The following is a 16,663-nucleotide window of genomic DNA, read 5'->3' on the forward strand; positions in this document are numbered from 1 at the left end:
GTTCAATAATGTGCCCATGGTCGCGAATGGCAGCGACCAATGCACCCCGGCGGCGCGCAATTTGTGACCCAGTCCTCAGTAGACCGGGTTACGAGTGCTGGCCGTCAGGCGAGGCTCTCCAGTTTTTCCAGTTGCTCGGCGAGTTGTTGCAATTGCTGCTCGAACTCACTAACCCGGTTCTTCTCCTGTGTGACAACGTCGGTCGGGGCATTGTTCACAAAGTTTGCGTTGCCAAGTTTGCCGTTTGAGCGGGCGAGATCAGCGAGCACACGGTCGCGCTGTTTGCCGAGACGCGCACGCTCGGCCGCGACATCGATTAAACCTTCCATTGGCACCAGCAGGCACATGTTGCCGAGTAATGCCGTCGCAGCAGGTGGCGCCTGCTCGTCGTCGTTCAGTGCGGTGACGGACTCAACGCGGCCAACGCGGGCCAGCAGCGCGGCATGTCGTTCGGCACGTTCTTTGTCCAGCGTGGAGGCTTGTTGCAGCATTACCGGCAGTGTCTTGCCGGGCGATATATCCATTTCGCCACGAATTTGACGAACACCGAGGATGAATTGCCGCACCCATTCGATTTCACGTTCGGCATCATCATCTGCTGCGTAATCGCTGGTTTTCGGATAGGGCCGCAACATGATGGTGTCGCCATCGATGCCGGCACGCAGGCGAGTCTGCTGCCAGATTTCTTCGGTAATGAAGGGCATGATCGGGTGCAGCAAGCGCAACAACGATTCCAGTACCTCGATCAGTGTCTGCCGCGCACCTTGCTTCTGCGCATCGCTCGTATCCTCCGATTGCAGAACCGGCTTGGACAGTTCGAGGTACCAATCACAGAACTCATGCCAGGTGAAGTCGTACATCGCCTGCGCCGCGAGATCGAGGCGGTAGTTGGTGAAGTGTTCGTGAACGGCGGCGACGGTGCGTTGCAGGCGCGAACGAATCCAGCGATCGGCCGGACTCAGTTCCGGCGTGGCGTCACTTTGCTCTTCCGTGTTCATGTGCGTGTAGCGGGCCGCATTCCACAGTTTGTTGCAGAAATTCTTGTAACCTTCGATACGACCCAGGTCGAAGCGAATGTCGCGGCCGGTGGTGGCGAGCGCGGCGAAGGTGTAGCGCAATGCATCGGTGCCGTATTCGTCGATTCCCTGCGGAAACTGCTTGCGGGTGGTCTGTTCGATCTTCGGTTTCAGGTGGGGCTGCATCAGCCCGCGAGTCCGTTTTTCCAGCAGTGTGTCGAGGTCTACGCCGTCGATAAGGTCGAGCGGGTCCAGCACATTGCCTTTGGACTTCGACATCTTCTGGCCTTCCTGATCGCGAATCAGGCCATGGATGTACACCTCGCGGAACGGCACATCGCCGGCGAACTTGAGCCCGAACATGATCATGCGGGCCACCCAGAAAAAGATGATGTCGAAACCAGTGACGAGCACGTTGCCGGGATAGAATGCTTTCAATGCGTCGGTGTCTTCGGGCCAGCCCATGGTGCTGAACGGCCACAGGGCGGACGAGAACCAGGTGTCGAGCACGTCCTCGTCTTGCCGCAACGCCACTGACGAATCGAGTTTGTACTTTTCGCGCACGGCGGCTTCGGTATCAGCAACGTAAATCTTGCCGGTATCGTCGTACCACGCGGGTATGCGGTGTCCCCACCACAACTGCCGGCTGATGCACCAGTCCTGAATGTTGTACATCCAGTCGAAGTACGTCTTGTTCCAGGTTTCAGGTACAAAACGGATACGGCCGGATTCGACCGCTTCAATGGCAGGGTCTGCCAACGGTTGAATTTTGACGTACCACTGATCGGTCAGGTAAGGCTCGACGATTTCACCACTGCGATCACCGCGTGGCACTTTACGGTCGTAGTCTTCGACGGCCGCGAGCAAACCCAGTGCATCGAGGTCGGCAACGACTTTCTTGCGCGCGTCGTAGCGATCAAGTCCGCGATAGGCTTCCGGTGCCGAGTCATTAATGGCGGCATTGTCGTCAAAGATGTTGTACATCGGCAGAGAGTGCCGTTGGCCGACGTCGTAGTCGTTGAAGTCGTGTGCGGGCGTAATTTTGACGCAGCCGGTGCCGAATTCGGGGTCGACGTAATCGTCGCCCACTACCGGTATGGAACGGCCCACCAGCGGCAGTTCGAGTTCCTTGCCTATCAGGTCTTTGTAGCGCTTGTCTTCCGGGTGAACGGCGACCGCACTGTCGCCCAGCATGGTTTCTGGTCGGGTGGTGGCAACGGTCAGGTGGCCACTGCCATCAGTCAACGGGTATTTGAAGTGCCACAGATGACCGGGCTCGTCTTCCTGCAGGACTTCGAGATCGGAGAGGGCGGTGTGCAACACCGGGTCCCAGTTCACCAGTCGCTTGCCGCGATAGATCAGTCCTTCATCGAACAGGCTGACAAACACCCGGGTAACAGCTTCGGACAGGCCTTCATCCATGGTGAAGCGTTCACGGGTCCAGTCGACAGATGCACCCATGCGGCGCAACTGCTGATTGATCTGACCACCGGATTCGTCCTTCCACTTCCAGACCCGTTTCAGGAACTCCTCACGGCCAAGCTCGCTGCGAGAAGTGCCGGCGGCATTCAACTGCCGTTCGACGACCATCTGGGTTGCAATGCCCGCGTGGTCCGAACCCGGTTGCCACAACGTATTGCGACCGCTCATGCGCTGATAGCGGGTAAGCGTATCCATGATCGTGTCCTGGAACGCGTGCCCCATGTGCAATGTGCCGGTAACGTTCGGCGGCGGAATCACGATGCAATACGGCTCGCCCTCACCGGACGGCGCAAAGTAGCCATTGGCTTCCCAGCGTTGGTAGTGTCGTTGTTCGATCTCGCGAGGGCTGTAAGTCTTATCCATGTGGGTCTTTCTGCGCCGGACGGCGTTCGTGTTTCGTGATTGGTTGGGATTAGTTGTCGAGGTGTTCTTTCAGTGCACCGCGCACGATGGCGGGGAGCTCGGCGCGCAACGTCGACATTGTGCGCTCCATTAATACGTGTTCGGCCTCGCGACAGGCGTCGAGTAACATCGCTTCGGCTATGCGCAGGCTGGAAGCACAGATGTCGGCTTGCAGCGCATCGAGATCCACTCCGGGCATTGCTGCCGGCGTGGTCGCTATGCGCTCAATAGCGTCGGTTAGTACCGGGATGTCGTCGTCGTTTTCGCCGTCGGTCATGCCCGCGGTCCTCAAAGCTTGTGCGTGTCGAGTGTGTGACCTTGCTCGCGATACCGTGCATATCGTGCCCGGCTCAGACGGCGGTCATTGTCGTCGGAGGTTACAATCTCCGCGACTCTCGGGAAAGGACCGATAGTGGCCGGAACTTCATCGCTGAGGTTTATCAGGAGGTCGCACCCGTTTTGCAGGTGTTCATCGGCGTAGCCGATGGTGACCGGCGGTCGCTCGCCGCCTGTAGCCCCGGCGAGGTCGTGTGGCACAAAACTGCCATCGCGCCAGGTCCACAACAGCTCATCGAGCTTTGTTGCCGCGTTCTGTTCGCTGGTGTGGACGTACACCGTGTTGTTCAGACGGTAGGCTTTTTCGACTAGGCGGCAAGCAAATTGCCAGCGCGCGGAGGCTTCCGCTGCTGGCAGAATGTAAAAGTCGACTTTGGCCATCGCGCTCAGGGCAGGACCGCCGCCCGCGCCAGCAGGAATTGGGTCAGCAATGGCACCGGCCGGCCGGTGCCGCCTTTACGTGCACCGGATTGCCAGGCGGTGCCCGCGATGTCCATGTGCGCCCAGTTCATGCCGTCGGTGAACTTGCCCAGAAAGCAGGCAGCTGTGATTGCGCCGCCGTCTCTGCCGCCGACATTGGCCATGTCCGCAAAATTGCTCTTCAACTGCTGCGCGTACTCGTCAGCCATGGGCAGCTGCCAGGCGCGATCTTCTGCGCTGACGCCGGATGCCACGAGTTCGGCGGCGAGTGCATCGTTGTTACTCATGACCGCCGTGGTGTGATGGCCAAGCGCAATAACGCATGCGCCGGTCAGCGTTGCGACGTCTATCGTGACAGCCGGTTTGAAACGTCGGGCGTAGGTCAGTGCGTCGCACAAGATCAAACGGCCTTCGGCATCGGTATTCAGCACTTCGATCGTTTGGCCGGACATGCTCTTGACAATATCGCCGGGCTTGGTGGCCTTGCCGCTCGGCAGGTTCTCGCAAGCTGGCACGATCGCCGTGACATTGATAGGCAGTTTCAAGGTGGCAACCGCGGCCATCGTTGCAATGACGCTGGCTGCGCCGCACATGTCGTATTTCATTTCGTCCATGCCGGGGCCGGGCTTGATGGAAATGCCACCGGAATCAAACGTAATGCCTTTACCGACGAGTACAACCGGAGCCTCTTTGCCATTGCCTTTGTACTGCATGACGATCAGCTTCGCGGGTTCTTCGGTGCCTGCCGTAACGGATAGCAGCGAGTGCATACCCAGCTTTTTCATCTCCGCTTCGTTGATAATTTTGGTGTCGAAACGAGCATGTTCTTTCGCGAGCTTCTGTGCCGTCCGCGCCAGGTACGAGGGCGTGCAGACGTTGGCGGGCAGATTGCCGAGGTCTTTCGCGAGTGCCATTGAGGTCGCGATGGCGTCAGCGTGTTCCGCTCCTAGCGTAGCCTGCGCACTGTCGCCGCGTTTTTCGACAGCCAGACCGATTCTCTTCAACGTAGGCGCAGGTGAGCGGCGGGTGCTTTTCATCACCTCGAAACGGTACAGCGCATCGCATACCGTTTGCACAGTGTGGCGGGCGAGGTAGTAGGGACTGGCATCGCCTGCAGGCTCAAGCGTCAGGTAGGACACGAGGTCGGTAATCTTGTGAGTGTCCAGCGCTTTCATCGCGGCGGCAGTCGCTTTGCGAAACGCCGATACGCCGAACTCATCAGCTTTGCCCAAGCCAACGGTAACGACACGTTGCGCGCGAACGCCTTGCAGCGAGTGGTGGACACTGGCTTTGCCGAGGGTGCCCGTTGCGTCGCCGCTCTTGATCAGCTTGCTTAAGAGGCCGTCGCTGGCTTTGTCGATATCGGCGGCCGCTCGGCTGAGCTTGCTGCGATCGTAAATACCAACAACAATTGCGCTCGCGGCGTGCCGGCTGGCGGCACTGGTCGTCGTGAAGTAGTCCATAAACTCTGCCTGTAGTTATTAGAGTCGCGCTGCGGTTTCGACACACGCGGCGTAACCATTGTGAGTACTGAGTTGCCGGTTTGCGGTTCTGGTTGGACGGTCGTCCAGAGCTGGGCGACGATGGGGCTGTCCCGAACATCTCAAAGGCGGTAGTCTAACCGATCCTAATGCCCGGCGTTAACTGCGGATTTCCAAGTGAAATCATCAGAATATTCATGATTCGGATCCTCGATCGTTACATATTCCGCGAAGTCGCTCAGACCTGGCTCGCGGTCACCACCGTTCTGCTGTTCATCCTGCTGACGAACCAGTTCGCGCGGGTGCTCGGCGATGTGGCGAAAGACAAACTGCCGAAGGACGCCGTCTTTCAGATCATCGGTCTGACCGGCCTGCAATACCTCACTATTCTGGTGCCCATCGGGCTGTTCCTGTCGATTATGCTGGCACTCGGCAGGCTCTATGCGGACAGCGAAATGCCCGCCATGATGGCCTGCCGGGTCGGCCCGGCCGGCATATACCGGCCCATCACCTGGCTGATGTTGCCACTGGTTGTTGGCGTGGCGTGGCTGGCCATGGACGTCGCGCCGCGCGCTCTGACCGCCATCGAGCGTATCGGCGTCGAAGCGCGCCGTCAGGCGGATCTCGCGAGCATCGAACCCGGGAAATTCACAGCTTCCGGCGATGATTCCGTGGTATACGCCGAACGCGTGATGGGTCCGGGTACTGTCGAGAAAGTGTTCCTGCAGCGTCGCACTGAAGCGGGCGACGTGGAAGTGGTTGTTGCCGAGCGCGGCGAGCAACGCGACTCCGATGACCCGAACACCCGGTTTTTTGTACTGCACGATGGCCGTCGTTATTCCGGCGTGCCGGGAACTCCGCGCTTTACCGTCATGGAGTTCGCTGAACACGGTATACCGTACCGACTGCCAGACCTTTCCGAACCCGAACTGGAACCGCGTGCAATGCAGACGCGCGATCTGTTCGGCTCGACCGATCCGGCCCAAGTCGCGGAACTGCACTGGCGATTGGGCGTGCCGCTGTCGACGCTGATTCTTGCAATCTTTGCAGTTCCGCTGAGCCGCAGCCAACCGCGTCAGGGTCGCTACGGCCGCATCGCCACCGGGTTACTGGTGTTCATCATTTATTTCAATTTGCTGAGCGCGGGCAAAGCGTGGGTCGAGCAGGGCACCGTGCCGTCCTGGATGGGTATCTGGTGGGTGCACTTGCTGATGTTGTCGGCGGCGCTCGGATTGCTCGGCGTGCAGAACGGGGTTCATCGACGCCTGTTCGCGCGACCAAGGACGGCAGCGGCATGACCGGCATACTCTCCATGTACCTGATGCGCTCGATCCTCTTCAGCACCTTGCTGGTTCTGATCGTACTGCTGGCGCTGGCTGGCCTGTTCGAGTTTATCGGCCAGATCGACAATGTGCAGGGCACCTTCGGTATCCCGCAGGCGGCGATTTACGCTGCGCTGCGATTGCCGCAGTTGGCGTTCGAAATGCTGCCAATTGCCGCATTGATCGGTGCGTTGCTGGGTCTCGGCAGCCTTGCCAGCAACAGCGAACTCGTCGTTATGCGTACAGCCGGGCTGTCGGTACCGCAACTTGGCGGCATGGTGGCTATGGCCGGTGTGGTCTTGATGGTTACGACCGCGCTGATCGGCGAATTTATCGGACCTCCGCTCGATTACTATGCGCGCAACATGCGCAATGAAGCGCGCTACGAGAAAGAAAAGCAGGACTTCGGCAACGCCGCCTGGGTCAAGGATGGCAACGTCATCATGAATCTTGAGCGGGTCAATTCCGAGTTTGAGTTTGGCACTGTCTATCTGTTTCAGTTTGACGACGACGACAATCTGCAGTCGATAGGCCGCGCCGAAAATTCGGGCATAGATGATGCTGACAACTGGGTGTTGGAAAACTACCGCTCAACTCGTTTTGCCAACAATGGTGTCGAGGTCGAAGAGTCGCCGCGTGAAGTCGAAGACTTCAGTATCAATGGCGACGTGCTGGGTATCACGCTCGTCAAACCGGTGAGTTTGTCGGCGCGTGGCCTCATGAGTTACATCGGCTATTTGCGCCGCAATGACCTGTCAGCCGTGCGTTACGAGATGGAATTGTGGTCACGTATATCGTCCACCGCGACGGTCGTGATCATGCCCGTGCTGGCTCTGGCCTTTGTCTTTGGTTCACTGCGCTCTGCCGGAACCGGCAGTCGTCTCATGATCGGTGTGTTGATTGGTCTGGGTTATTTCCTGGCCAGCGAAACGCTTGCCAATTCCGGTCAAGTGTTCAACCTGAACCCGGCACTTGTGACCTGGATGCCGACACTTGCGCTAATGGCGATTACTGGCTTCGCACTGAGTCGCGTGCGCTAGCGACGCGCTACTTCTTGTCTTTTGCCGGCCGCGGGTAGTAACGCAATTGCGTCCCTGAGGCTCGGTCGTGCCAGCTCAGTCCGTCACGATCGATAAGTTGCCAGATAAAGCCGAGTCCGGCAGGCGCCCAGGAGATCAGCGCAACAACAAAACGAACGCTGCAGGCACCGATACCCGGCAAGCGACCTTGCCCGTCTTCTATCCGGAGGCCCCACGATTGCATGCCGAGCGTGCGTCCATAGCGCGACCAGAACACCACGAAGAACAGGTAGACCAGCAACAACAGAAACAGCTGGTAGCTTGCGTTGCCGCTTTCCACAGGCTCGCCGCCACGTAAGGCAATGAACGGTATGGTGCCGAGGAACAGCACTGCCAGAATCAACAGGGTGTCGTAGAGTATCGCGCCGAGGCGGCGACCAAAGGGTGCATTTTTCATCAGGGTGTCTTGCTGGTTCGTGAATTGAGATGAGTAGTCTCTGACAGGTACGTGCGTTTAGAGAGACGTGAAGTGCTCCAGCATACGCTGGCGCGTCGCGGCGTCCGGCAAGTCGCCGAATCCGGCGCCAAGATTGTCTGCCATGTGATGCGGTTTGCTGGTGGCGGGAATCGCGCAGGTTACCGCGGGATGGCTGACGATGTATTTGAGAAAGAACTGACCCCAGCTTGCGGAAAATTCGCGCGCCCAGTCGGGCAGCTCGTGGCCGCGGACTTTCGAGAACAGTGCGCCGGCCTGATACGGCCGGTTGATTAGTACGGCAATGCCCATGTCAGCGGCGAGTGGCAACAACCGTTCGTCCGCTGTTCGCTCCCCGAGCGAATAGTTGATCTGAATGAAGTCGGGTCGGTAGCGGCGCATCGCGGTTTCCATTTCGTCGAACGCGCGTTCGTGGTAGTGGGTAATACCGGTGTAACGGATTTGACCGTGCTGCTGCCATTCCCGCAGGGTGCGAAAGTGGGTATTGAGGTCCCGCAGATTGTGTACCTGCATGAGATCAATGACGTCGGTGCGCATCAATTCCGCCGAACGGGTCATTTGCGCGATGCCCGAGGCCGCGCCATTCGTCCAGACCTTGGTTGCAAGGAAGGTGTCGCTGCGCCGGCCCGTCGCGTCCAGCACGGTGCCGATAATACGTTCTGAGCGGTTGTACATTGGCGATGTGTCGACGAGGCTGCCACCTTTCTCCAATAGCAGCTCAATGATTGCTTTGCGCTCGGCAAGTTCTTCGGGCGTACCAGCGACATCGAAAACGTCATAAGTGCCGAGGCCGATCAGTGGCAGCAATTCACCGCTGCCGGGAATTTCCCGGGTTCGCATGTTGGTGTCCTGTGCAGCGACGCTCAGCGCGGGAGTTAGCGATGCCATCGCCGCGACCTCCAGAAACTCTCGCCTCGACCAGCCTGTTCTTCGCGTCATTTCGCTTTGCCTTGGGTTAACGCCTCATCGCGCTGTTTGTATTCGCGGCCGATGCGCAGGGCCAGCATTGTCCAGATTACCGCAAGCGGCACGCAAACCAGCGCAACACCAGTGAGGCCGATGCCGCCAATAAAGCGGATCGTCCAGCTGGCGATCAGATCGCCACCGCGGTAAACCGCCGTCTCGATGAAGTTCTTTGCTTTGTAGCGTTCTTCCGCAGAGACGACGGAGTACAGCATGTCCGTTGTTGGTTTCGTCAGGCCGAAGGTGATCGACCGCCGCAGCACCTGTACCGCCGCTATCACGATGAATACCGGGTTTATTGCCAGCAACGCGAAACCGAGCACCGAGACGATGGGCAGAATAGCGAGTGTCACGCCAACGCCAAGTTTGCGAACCGAGTACCGGACCAGCAGCAATTGACCGATGAACGACAGCGCATTCTGGATGGCATCGAGAATCGCAAACACCCGCGTGTGTTGGTCAGTATCGGCGAACGTCGCATCGACCAGTTCCGCCATGTACATATAGGTGGCAACGCCAAGAAAATTGGCGATGATCATGGCGGTAGCAATGGCCAGCAGGTAGGGCGAAGTCGCCAGTAGTTTGATACCGGCCAATGCTGTGCCGCCGATGGGTACACCGCTGCCGATCTGCTGATCACTTTGTTTTTCATCGCGCGTCGTCGCCCAACGGCGAAGTCTGAAAATGCAGAAAACCGCAAACGCGAGTAGCAAAGCTGACATCGGCAACAGGTTTCGAAAACCAATCGGTACAACCAGTGCACTGGTCACTAACGGGCCGAGCAGCGCTCCGGTACTGCCGCCGGCTGAGATGATCCCGAACAAACGCCGACCCTGTTCTTTCGAATATATGTCGGCCATGAAGCTCCAGAATACGGAGACCACGAACAGATTGAACACGCTGAGCCAGACGAAAAATGCGCGGCTGATCCAGACCTGATCCAGACCGTTGTTCTGCTGGTACGTGAACGCCGCAAAGAACAGCAGAATGTTGGCTATGAAAAAATAGTAAACCCAGGGCAGGAACTGCCGGCGCGGAAAACGCGACGCGACCCAGCCGAACACCGGGGCTGCGAGCAACATGGCGACGAATGTACCCATGAACAGCCACGGAATATTCTCGGTGCCGCCGACGATGGCCATCGCCTCGCGGACGGAGCGCAGCATGTAATAGGCTGAGAGCAGGCAAAAGAAATAAGCGAACGACCAGGCAACCGCGGCGAATTCCCGGTCTTCAATGCCCAGCAGGCGGGCGATGGCGCTCAGCAGACTGCGCCTCGGTGCATTGTCACTCATCAAACGGGACCGGTCGTTCCAGTATTGGCCGTCTTGGCGCCTCGAGGCGTTGGCAAGCCAGGTAAGTGTGCATAATGACTGAATTCGGCTACGGGGTGAACCGAAGAGCGAGTTCAGACCTCATGCCAGCATTCAGAGCAAGGGAGCAAGAACGATGGAAGCAGTAGCGATCGTAACGGGATTGGCCTTATTGCAGTTGTTTTTATTCGCGTTTCAGGTCGGGAAAATGCGCGCGAAACACGGTGTGAAGGCACCTGCCGTCAGTGGTCATGAGGAGTTCGAACGCATGTTCCGGGTGCACATGAACACGCTGGAGCAAATAGTCATTTTTCTGCCCGGTCTCTGGTTGTTTGCGCTCTACGTGAACCCGTTGATTGCCGCGGGTCTCGGACTGGTGTTCATCATCGGTCGTTTCGTTTATCGCGCCAGCTACCTGGTTGATCCCGGCAAGCGCAGTATGGGTTTTGCGCTGGGTTGGCTGCCGATGATGGCACTGCTTTTCGGCGGCATGATCGGGGCTTTGTTAAGAATGCTCTAGCAGCACCGATTGCATAACTGCGTTCTTCACCGGAATTCGCCACTGTAACTACGGACGACGTTGTCTGATGCTGACGGTCCGGCACCGCTATGCAGCGGGCCGGTTTACAGCAACATTTCGGCTAAGGAGAGCTGTTATGGGAAGGGCATTAATACGTTCATTTGCATTGCTAATTGTCGCGCTGGCCGGTGTCGGTATGCCGGTCTACGCCTCGGTCGCGGCCGACGGCTGCGCGCAGCTTGCGGCCACCGTCGGTGACAACTTGCAGGGCGCCATGCGAGCTTATCGGCTGGACGGCAGCCCGCCGGCCCATCAGGTTCCGGTAGCGGGTCTAGCAGCTGGCAGTTCGGTCAGTTGCGGTACCACCGCCGCTGCGGCCAGCCGTGCATTTTCGACGGTCATGAACCGCCATGGCTTGCAGCTGTCGTGGGACAACGGCGGATTGCCGAACCCGGGCGATTATTGCGAAAGCCATTACATAAGTCAGTGCTACCCCGATCTGCAGCAGGGCAGCCTGGGCATTACGGCCATTGATCAGGCCTTTGTGAGGGATGCCTGGCTCGGCATTCAGAGCGGTCTCGCGCGGCATATGCCGTTCGGTCTGCGAAGCGACATCGCCTTCTTTCAACCTGAGCAACTGGGCAGAACGTTGCAGATAAGTCTCGATCTCAGCCTTGCTCCATCACCGTTACCGAAGCGTCGGGCTATCGGCAGCCGGGTGGCGGGCGGTGAGCGCTGAAGAGCATTGCCGATGTGGCTGGGTAGCGCCGGTGGTGTTGATCGTCGGCGTAATACCCGGCGTTGCACGCGAGCGTTGCCATCAGCGCGAGGTATTGCTGCGCGTTGCTCCGCCGCAGAATTGAATTGTTGAATTGCTGGTGCGGGTCAAGAATGGCGGGCGAAGGGAAATCGCTGCTCGAAGTGAGCTGCTGGCCCGCTGCGTTCGCCTCAGAGTTTGGCGCGAAATTGCAGTATGGCGACGTGATTCAGCGCGTCTTCAGAACTGCGATTAAGGAACTGGTTCATGTAGCCGACTTCGATCATTAGTTTGTTGCTTACCGGCAGGCGGAGGCCAAGGTAACTGCGAAACTGATCGAAGCCCGATCTGGCACCCCAGTCAGTATCGCGAAGGTTGCTGTGATGCTCGACCGCGGCAATCAAGGTTGCCGATTTGGTGGGCAAGGGCAATGCCAATAGCATTTGTTGCCGGAACCGCACGCCAACATCGCGCGCGCCTTCAAATTCGCGTTCTTCCAGCCGGGTACGCAAGACGAGTGTGCCCCAGTCCCAGGGCTTCGCGGTCCAGATAAATTGTTGCCACCAGCGACGTTCGTTGCGGCGGCTGCCACCCTTCGGTTCGGAAGCGAAGTATCCGAAGCCAGCCCAAACCGTCATATTCGGCGTGAGGTCGTAACCCAACGATGGGCGGAGTCCGTATATATCAGTGCCGCTGCCGCGATCGTAGTGCGCCAACTGAGCATCGACAGCGTAACGCCACCGTGTCGGAGCGCCGTTGTGCCGGATGTTGTTCGATGCCGCAAAGATGAGGCGCGCGCCATTCGCTTCATCAGCCGCAACCGCCGGTGTTGAGATTGCGATCGCGAGCGACGCAATCAGCAGTGATGCGAATTTCATTCAGTCTTACCTGTAGATCGAAAGGTACTGCAGGGCACAATCAGCTGCGCGGCCGGGCGGCAGTGTAAAGAACGCGCGAGCAATAATCCAAAACGGCGGTGTCAGCGCAGGGAGGTGGAGAGTGCAGCCGGAATTAGGAGTTGGCGCATTGGCGATAAGCGCGTTCAGGTGAAACCGCGTGAGCGACCAGACCTTTATATCCTAGAATTTCGTGCGTAAACGTAAAATGGCCAGATGATTGACCGCGTCTTCCTCGCCGCCGTTAACCCACTGATTCATGTAACCGAACTCCAGTGCCAGTTTCTCGTGCATCGGCATGCGTACGCCAGCATAACTGCGCAACCGGTCGAAGCCGGACCGCGCACCCCAGTCCGTGTCGCGTAGGTTGCTGTAATGCTCGATCGAAGTGAACAAGGTTAGCTGCCGGGCCGGCAACGGAATCGCCAGTTGCAGCTGTTGGCGAAACCGCAACCCAATGTCATGAGCACGTTCGATATCCCGTTCTTCCAGTCGGGTGCGGAAAGACAACGTTCCCCAGTCCCAGCGTTTGGCGGTCCAATTGAATTGTTGCCACCAGCGGTGCTCGTAGCGATTGCTGCCATCATTCGGCTCGGTAAGAAAATACCCATAGCCAGCCCATACTGTCATGTTCGGGTTGAGGTCGTAGCCCATTGAGGGCCGCAGGACATACTGATCACTACCAGAGCCGCGTTCAGAATGCCGCCACTGCGTGTCGAGACCGTACCGCCAGCGTGTCTTGATGCCCGCGCTTTGAATGTTGTCTGACGCTGAGAATATCCCCCAGAAGCCATTGGCTTCATCGGCAGCATGAGTTGTGGTCGAGACGGCAGAGGCCAGAATTACGGTTGCGAGCAGCGAGAGTTTCATAAGCGTTGTTGCTAATGGAGTATATGGCGCTGAATGATGCGGTTATGGCGTCAATTTATAAAGTAAAAAAAAGCCCCGACCAGCGGGGCTTTTTCTCAATTGCGATGCGCTACCTTCAGACTTTCTTTCGTCGTGAAAAACCCAGTCCGGCAAGGCCGAGGCCGAGCAGGGCAAGCGTACCGGGTTCCGGTACGGCAACGTCGCCGTCGCGTACTGCCCAGATTCGCATCATGTCGCCATCACCGCCGCCGAAAGTCTGGTAGCCGAAATGGAAGTGGAAAGACCAGACCTGATCAGGGCGATTCGGGTTGTCGGTCAACGTACCTGACCAGTAACCGCGGTACGTCAGGTTCTGGAACGGGTTGTAATTGATTGACGTCGGCGCGGGATCCGAAGGGCTGAGGCTCGTGTTAGCTGCGTAGCCAAGATTGACGTAGTACATGAACGCCAACTCGCTGCTCATACCCGTTTCGTCGAAACCCCAGGATGAGGGATCGTTGAACGTGGACGGCAGTCGCCAGTCGCTGATGTATTGGTCACGAACGGAATCGTAATAGACGAGTTCGTCCACCCACTGGGCAGCGTCACTCTGAGTTCGGCGATCAATGCCTGCGCTGGTGCCGGAGTACGCAGCATCCTGCATCCAGGTGACGTCGAGGACGTCGTCATAAATCAGGCCGCCGCCGCGATCTATCAGCTCGGCGTGACTCAGTGAGGTGAAAAAGGTCGCTAGCATTCCCAGCGCGACGATTCGTCCTGTCCTGTTCTTCATGAATTCTATCCCTGATCCAGTTAATTCGGATTATTGCTGCGCCAGTGTGTCTGGCTGGCTTGCGATAGATAAAGCAAGAACGGGGCCAACTTCTAAAATCCAATAAAAACAATGCGTTGTAAATGCACCGGTACCTTGGCCCCGATACCTTGGAAAGAAAACCGACATCATATGGTCATCGCTTAACGATGGCGTCGGAACGGCCACTGGAAAGGGCTTGAATCAGGTGGGAGACGGACTTCGGGTCACGCATGGCACAAAAGACCTCGCGTAGGTCGGGTCGCTATTCGGTAGTGCGAGTGCGGCTTGCAAAATACTTTAAAAACAACAACATATCATAATTCGGGCCGGCCAGGAGCGCGACTCGAAGCCTGACACTTGGTTCCGAAAGTGACCGACCCAATAGCCAGTGTTGTACGCATCTCACGTAAAAGGGCGCTGGCTTGCCGACGATACCGGGTGCCGCAGTATTTACGTTCATCTCGACGGTCGTAACGAATGTCGACATCATGCGTCCTTGTCGTTACCTGTATGGGCGACTTGGAAGCTGGCTTAACGCTCGATGTCGCAATTGGAGAGTTGCTTATGCACCAATGGAATAACTGTGGCGGGCTCAAATTGTTTGCCGTTCTGTGCCTCGTGTCCGTATCTGTTTCAGCGCAGGATTACCCACCCGCATGGGACGAAGCCTTCCCCGGCCACAAGGTTGTCGCGAATCTTTACTCGGTCGGTACCTTCGATCTGAGTTCGTTCCTGCTGACATCCGACGACGGCCACATACTTATCAACACCGGCATGGCAGGTTCCACCGCATTGATACGCGACAACATTGAGGCGCTGGGTTTTGGTCTTGATGAGGTCAAAATATTGCTAACCAATCAGGCGCACTTCGATCACGTCAGTGCGATGGCGGAGATCAAAGAACTGAGCGGCGCGCAACTTTGGGCGACGGCGCCGGACGCAAAATTACTGGAAGACGGGGGATTCAGCGATCCGTTGTTCGGCGGCAGTGAAACGTTCCGACCGGTCAGCGTGGATCGCATCATCAGTGATGGCGATGTTATTGCATTGGGTGATACCAAGCTCACGGTGCACGAACATCGCGGCCATACAGCCGGCAGTACGAGCTATTCCCTGCGGGTGTATGAGAACGGACGGGACTACAACGTACTGATCGCCAACATGGGCAGCATCAACCCCGGCACAAAATTCTACGAAGACGAGACGTACCCCGGCATTCGGGAGGACTACGCCAACACTTTCAAGTCACAAAAGGCGATGGACGTTGCTATCTGGGTTGCCGCGCACGCCAGCCAATACGGTCTGCATCACAAATACAAACCCGGTCAGCCGTACGACGCGGAGACGTTTTTAGATCCTGCCGGTTTTTTCGACTTGGTTGATAAACTGGAGCAATGCTACCTCGCGGCATTGGCTGAGGAAAAGCAAACGGCCAAGTAACCGCGCTCGGAGCAAATTCCGTTGTGGCCTGGTTCCCGAAGAATGCTCGTGGTAATTGCCGGCTAGCTAGTCGAACACCTGGAAACGATTGATTGTGTTGTCTGGCCAATTTATCAGGCTGCCTTGTGCAAGACGGATTAACCGACAGAGACTCTGCAACAAAGACGTAGCGATTGGTGGAGTGTTTAACTCGTGGATTGCACCATCGCGCGGTGTTGCTGCGGACTCAGCCCGCGAACCCGCTTGAAGGCCGCACTAAACGCGAACGGGGTAGCATAACCGACTTTCTCCGCCACTGTACTCACCGACTCATCGGGCAAGCACAGCAAGTCGGCCGCCATGGCCATGCGCCAGTTCTTCAGAAAGGTCATGGGCGGCTCACCCACCAAATCATGAAACCGCCGTGCGAGCGAGGCGCGTGATGCGCCGGATTCCGTGGCAAGTTCCTGCAGCGTCCATTGCTGGGCGGGGTGGTCGTGCATCAGGCGCAATGCGCGTTCGACTATCCGGTCACCCTGGTATCGCCACCATTCGGGACGGCTTGAGTCTTGTTGAGCGAACCATGCTTTGAGAACGGCGGTTAGCAGCAAATCCAGCAAGCGGTCCAGCACTGCGGCCTGACCGGGTTCGTCTTTAACGACCTCGTCGCAGAGTAATGGCACCAGCGGCGAATCCCAGTCGGCATGCGACACTTTCAGCACTGGTGGCAAAGCGCGTAACAGCCGATCACTTGCATCACTCAGATGCTCATAAGCACCGACGACAAAAACTGTAGAACCATTTGGATCGTTGCCCCAGGTGCGAATGCCGTGGGTCATGTCCTCCAGCACGGAGTTGCCCTCCAGATCGCAGCATCGTTGCCCAGGGTGAATTTCTACAGTCGGTGCGGCAGTGGCCGACTCGGCGACGTTGTAGTGATCCGGCGAGCGAGTTACTGCGATGTCGCCCGGACCGATGCACAGTGCATCGCCGTCATCCGGTACGACCCAGGTGTCGCCCGAAACGCCAGCGATCAGTGTGATCGGTGATTCAGCAAGAATCCGTAACGACCACGGCGAACTCATCACGTTCCGCATGGCAAAGGCGCCACGTGCGCGCGGTGAGTCCAGTAGTCCACCCAGCGTATCCATCGCTGCA

Annotated in this window: 16 protein-coding genes; 5 read left to right on the forward strand and 11 right to left on the reverse strand. The window is 57.8% G+C overall.

The genetic code is table 11. The features are described 5' to 3' along the window. Window positions 1-104 precede the first annotated feature (104 nt). Genes AC0L8N_RS16035 through AC0L8N_RS16050 form a run of 4 tightly spaced genes read right to left on the reverse strand, consistent with a single transcriptional unit; the run spans window position 105 to window position 5,119 of the window. Window positions 105-2,861: a valine--tRNA ligase gene (locus AC0L8N_RS16035; protein ID WP_473668981.1), complete on the reverse strand. Its 2,757-nt coding sequence runs from the start codon at window positions 2,859-2,861 to the stop codon at window positions 105-107. Window positions 2,862-2,910: 49 nt separating this feature from the next. Next, entirely contained in the window at window positions 2,911-3,177 is a 267-nt protein-coding gene (locus AC0L8N_RS16040) for a hypothetical protein (protein ID WP_473668983.1), read from the reverse strand. 11 nt (window positions 3,178-3,188) lie between these two features. Then, a complete protein-coding gene (locus tag AC0L8N_RS16045) occupies window positions 3,189-3,617 on the reverse strand; it encodes a DNA polymerase III subunit chi (protein WP_473668985.1) in 429 nt (142 codons plus the stop codon). 5 nt (window positions 3,618-3,622) lie between these two features. Further along, window positions 3,623-5,119 (reverse strand): leucyl aminopeptidase, encoded by a 1,497-nt coding sequence (locus AC0L8N_RS16050; protein WP_473668987.1) that lies wholly within the window; start codon window positions 5,117-5,119, stop codon window positions 3,623-3,625. A 215-nt stretch (window positions 5,120-5,334) separates the two neighbouring features. Between AC0L8N_RS16050 and lptF the strand changes: the two genes are divergently transcribed. Together lptF and lptG are read left to right on the forward strand one after the other, a co-directional pair. After that, window positions 5,335-6,435: an LPS export ABC transporter permease LptF gene (gene lptF / locus AC0L8N_RS16055; protein WP_473668989.1), complete on the forward strand. Its 1,101-nt coding sequence runs from the start codon at window positions 5,335-5,337 to the stop codon at window positions 6,433-6,435. Next, on the forward strand, window positions 6,432-7,499 hold the full coding sequence (lptG, locus tag AC0L8N_RS16060; protein ID WP_473668991.1) for an LPS export ABC transporter permease LptG: 1,068 nt from the start codon (window positions 6,432-6,434) through the stop codon (window positions 7,497-7,499). Before lptF ends, lptG begins: the two co-directional genes overlap by 4 nt. Before the next feature lie 7 nt (window positions 7,500-7,506). Here the strand turns inward: lptG and AC0L8N_RS16065 are convergent, their stop codons facing one another. From AC0L8N_RS16065 to AC0L8N_RS16075, 3 genes are read right to left on the reverse strand one after another with little or no spacing between them, the layout of a single operon-like run. Beyond that, entirely contained in the window at window positions 7,507-7,935 is a 429-nt protein-coding gene (locus tag AC0L8N_RS16065; RefSeq protein ID WP_473668993.1) for an RDD family protein, read from the reverse strand. A 57-nt stretch (window positions 7,936-7,992) separates the two neighbouring features. Then, a complete protein-coding gene (locus AC0L8N_RS16070) occupies window positions 7,993-8,913 on the reverse strand; it encodes an aldo/keto reductase (protein ID WP_473668995.1) in 921 nt (306 codons plus the stop codon). After that, window positions 8,910-10,232, reverse strand: a complete 1,323-nt coding sequence (locus AC0L8N_RS16075) for an NTP/NDP exchange transporter (RefSeq protein ID WP_473668997.1) — start codon at window positions 10,230-10,232, stop codon at window positions 8,910-8,912. The genes AC0L8N_RS16070 and AC0L8N_RS16075 overlap by 4 nt, the downstream gene beginning before the upstream one ends. A 154-nt stretch (window positions 10,233-10,386) precedes the next feature. Between AC0L8N_RS16075 and AC0L8N_RS16080 the strand changes: the two genes are divergently transcribed. Both AC0L8N_RS16080 and AC0L8N_RS16085 read left to right on the forward strand, forming a co-directional pair. Continuing rightward, window positions 10,387-10,770 carry an MAPEG family protein gene (locus AC0L8N_RS16080; protein WP_473668999.1) on the forward strand — a complete coding sequence of 128 codons (384 nt, stop codon included), beginning with the start codon at window positions 10,387-10,389 and terminating at the stop codon, window positions 10,768-10,770. A gap of 136 nt (window positions 10,771-10,906) precedes the next feature. Beyond that, on the forward strand, window positions 10,907-11,509 hold the full coding sequence (locus AC0L8N_RS16085; RefSeq protein WP_473669001.1) for a hypothetical protein: 603 nt from the start codon (window positions 10,907-10,909) through the stop codon (window positions 11,507-11,509). 209 nt (window positions 11,510-11,718) lie between these two features. Here AC0L8N_RS16085 and AC0L8N_RS16090 read toward each other — a convergent pair whose 3' ends face one another. The 3 genes from AC0L8N_RS16090 to AC0L8N_RS16100 form a co-directional block, all read right to left on the reverse strand. Continuing rightward, window positions 11,719-12,405 (reverse strand): DUF2490 domain-containing protein, encoded by a 687-nt coding sequence (locus tag AC0L8N_RS16090; protein WP_473669003.1) that lies wholly within the window; start codon window positions 12,403-12,405, stop codon window positions 11,719-11,721. Between the two features lie 201 nt (window positions 12,406-12,606). Continuing rightward, complete coding sequence (locus tag AC0L8N_RS16095) at window positions 12,607-13,293, reverse strand: DUF2490 domain-containing protein (protein WP_473669005.1); 687 nt, start codon at window positions 13,291-13,293, stop codon at window positions 12,607-12,609. A 115-nt stretch (window positions 13,294-13,408) separates the two neighbouring features. Continuing rightward, window positions 13,409-14,065: a PEP-CTERM sorting domain-containing protein gene (locus tag AC0L8N_RS16100; protein WP_473669007.1), complete on the reverse strand. Its 657-nt coding sequence runs from the start codon at window positions 14,063-14,065 to the stop codon at window positions 13,409-13,411. Between the two features lie 585 nt (window positions 14,066-14,650). On the opposite strand from AC0L8N_RS16100, the gene bla reads away from it, so the two are divergent. Beyond that, a complete protein-coding gene (gene bla, locus AC0L8N_RS16105) occupies window positions 14,651-15,526 on the forward strand; it encodes a subclass B3 metallo-beta-lactamase (RefSeq protein ID WP_473669009.1) in 876 nt (291 codons plus the stop codon). Window positions 15,527-15,711: 185 nt separating this feature from the next. Here bla and AC0L8N_RS16110 read toward each other — a convergent pair whose 3' ends face one another. Beyond that, the gene (locus AC0L8N_RS16110; protein WP_473669011.1) at window positions 15,712-16,656 is read right to left on the reverse strand and encodes an AraC family transcriptional regulator; all 945 of its coding nucleotides are present in this window, start codon (window positions 16,654-16,656) and stop codon (window positions 15,712-15,714) included. Between the last annotated feature and the right edge of the window lie 7 nt (window positions 16,657-16,663).

This window comes from Woeseia sp. D3-10 (genome assembly GCF_055809415.1).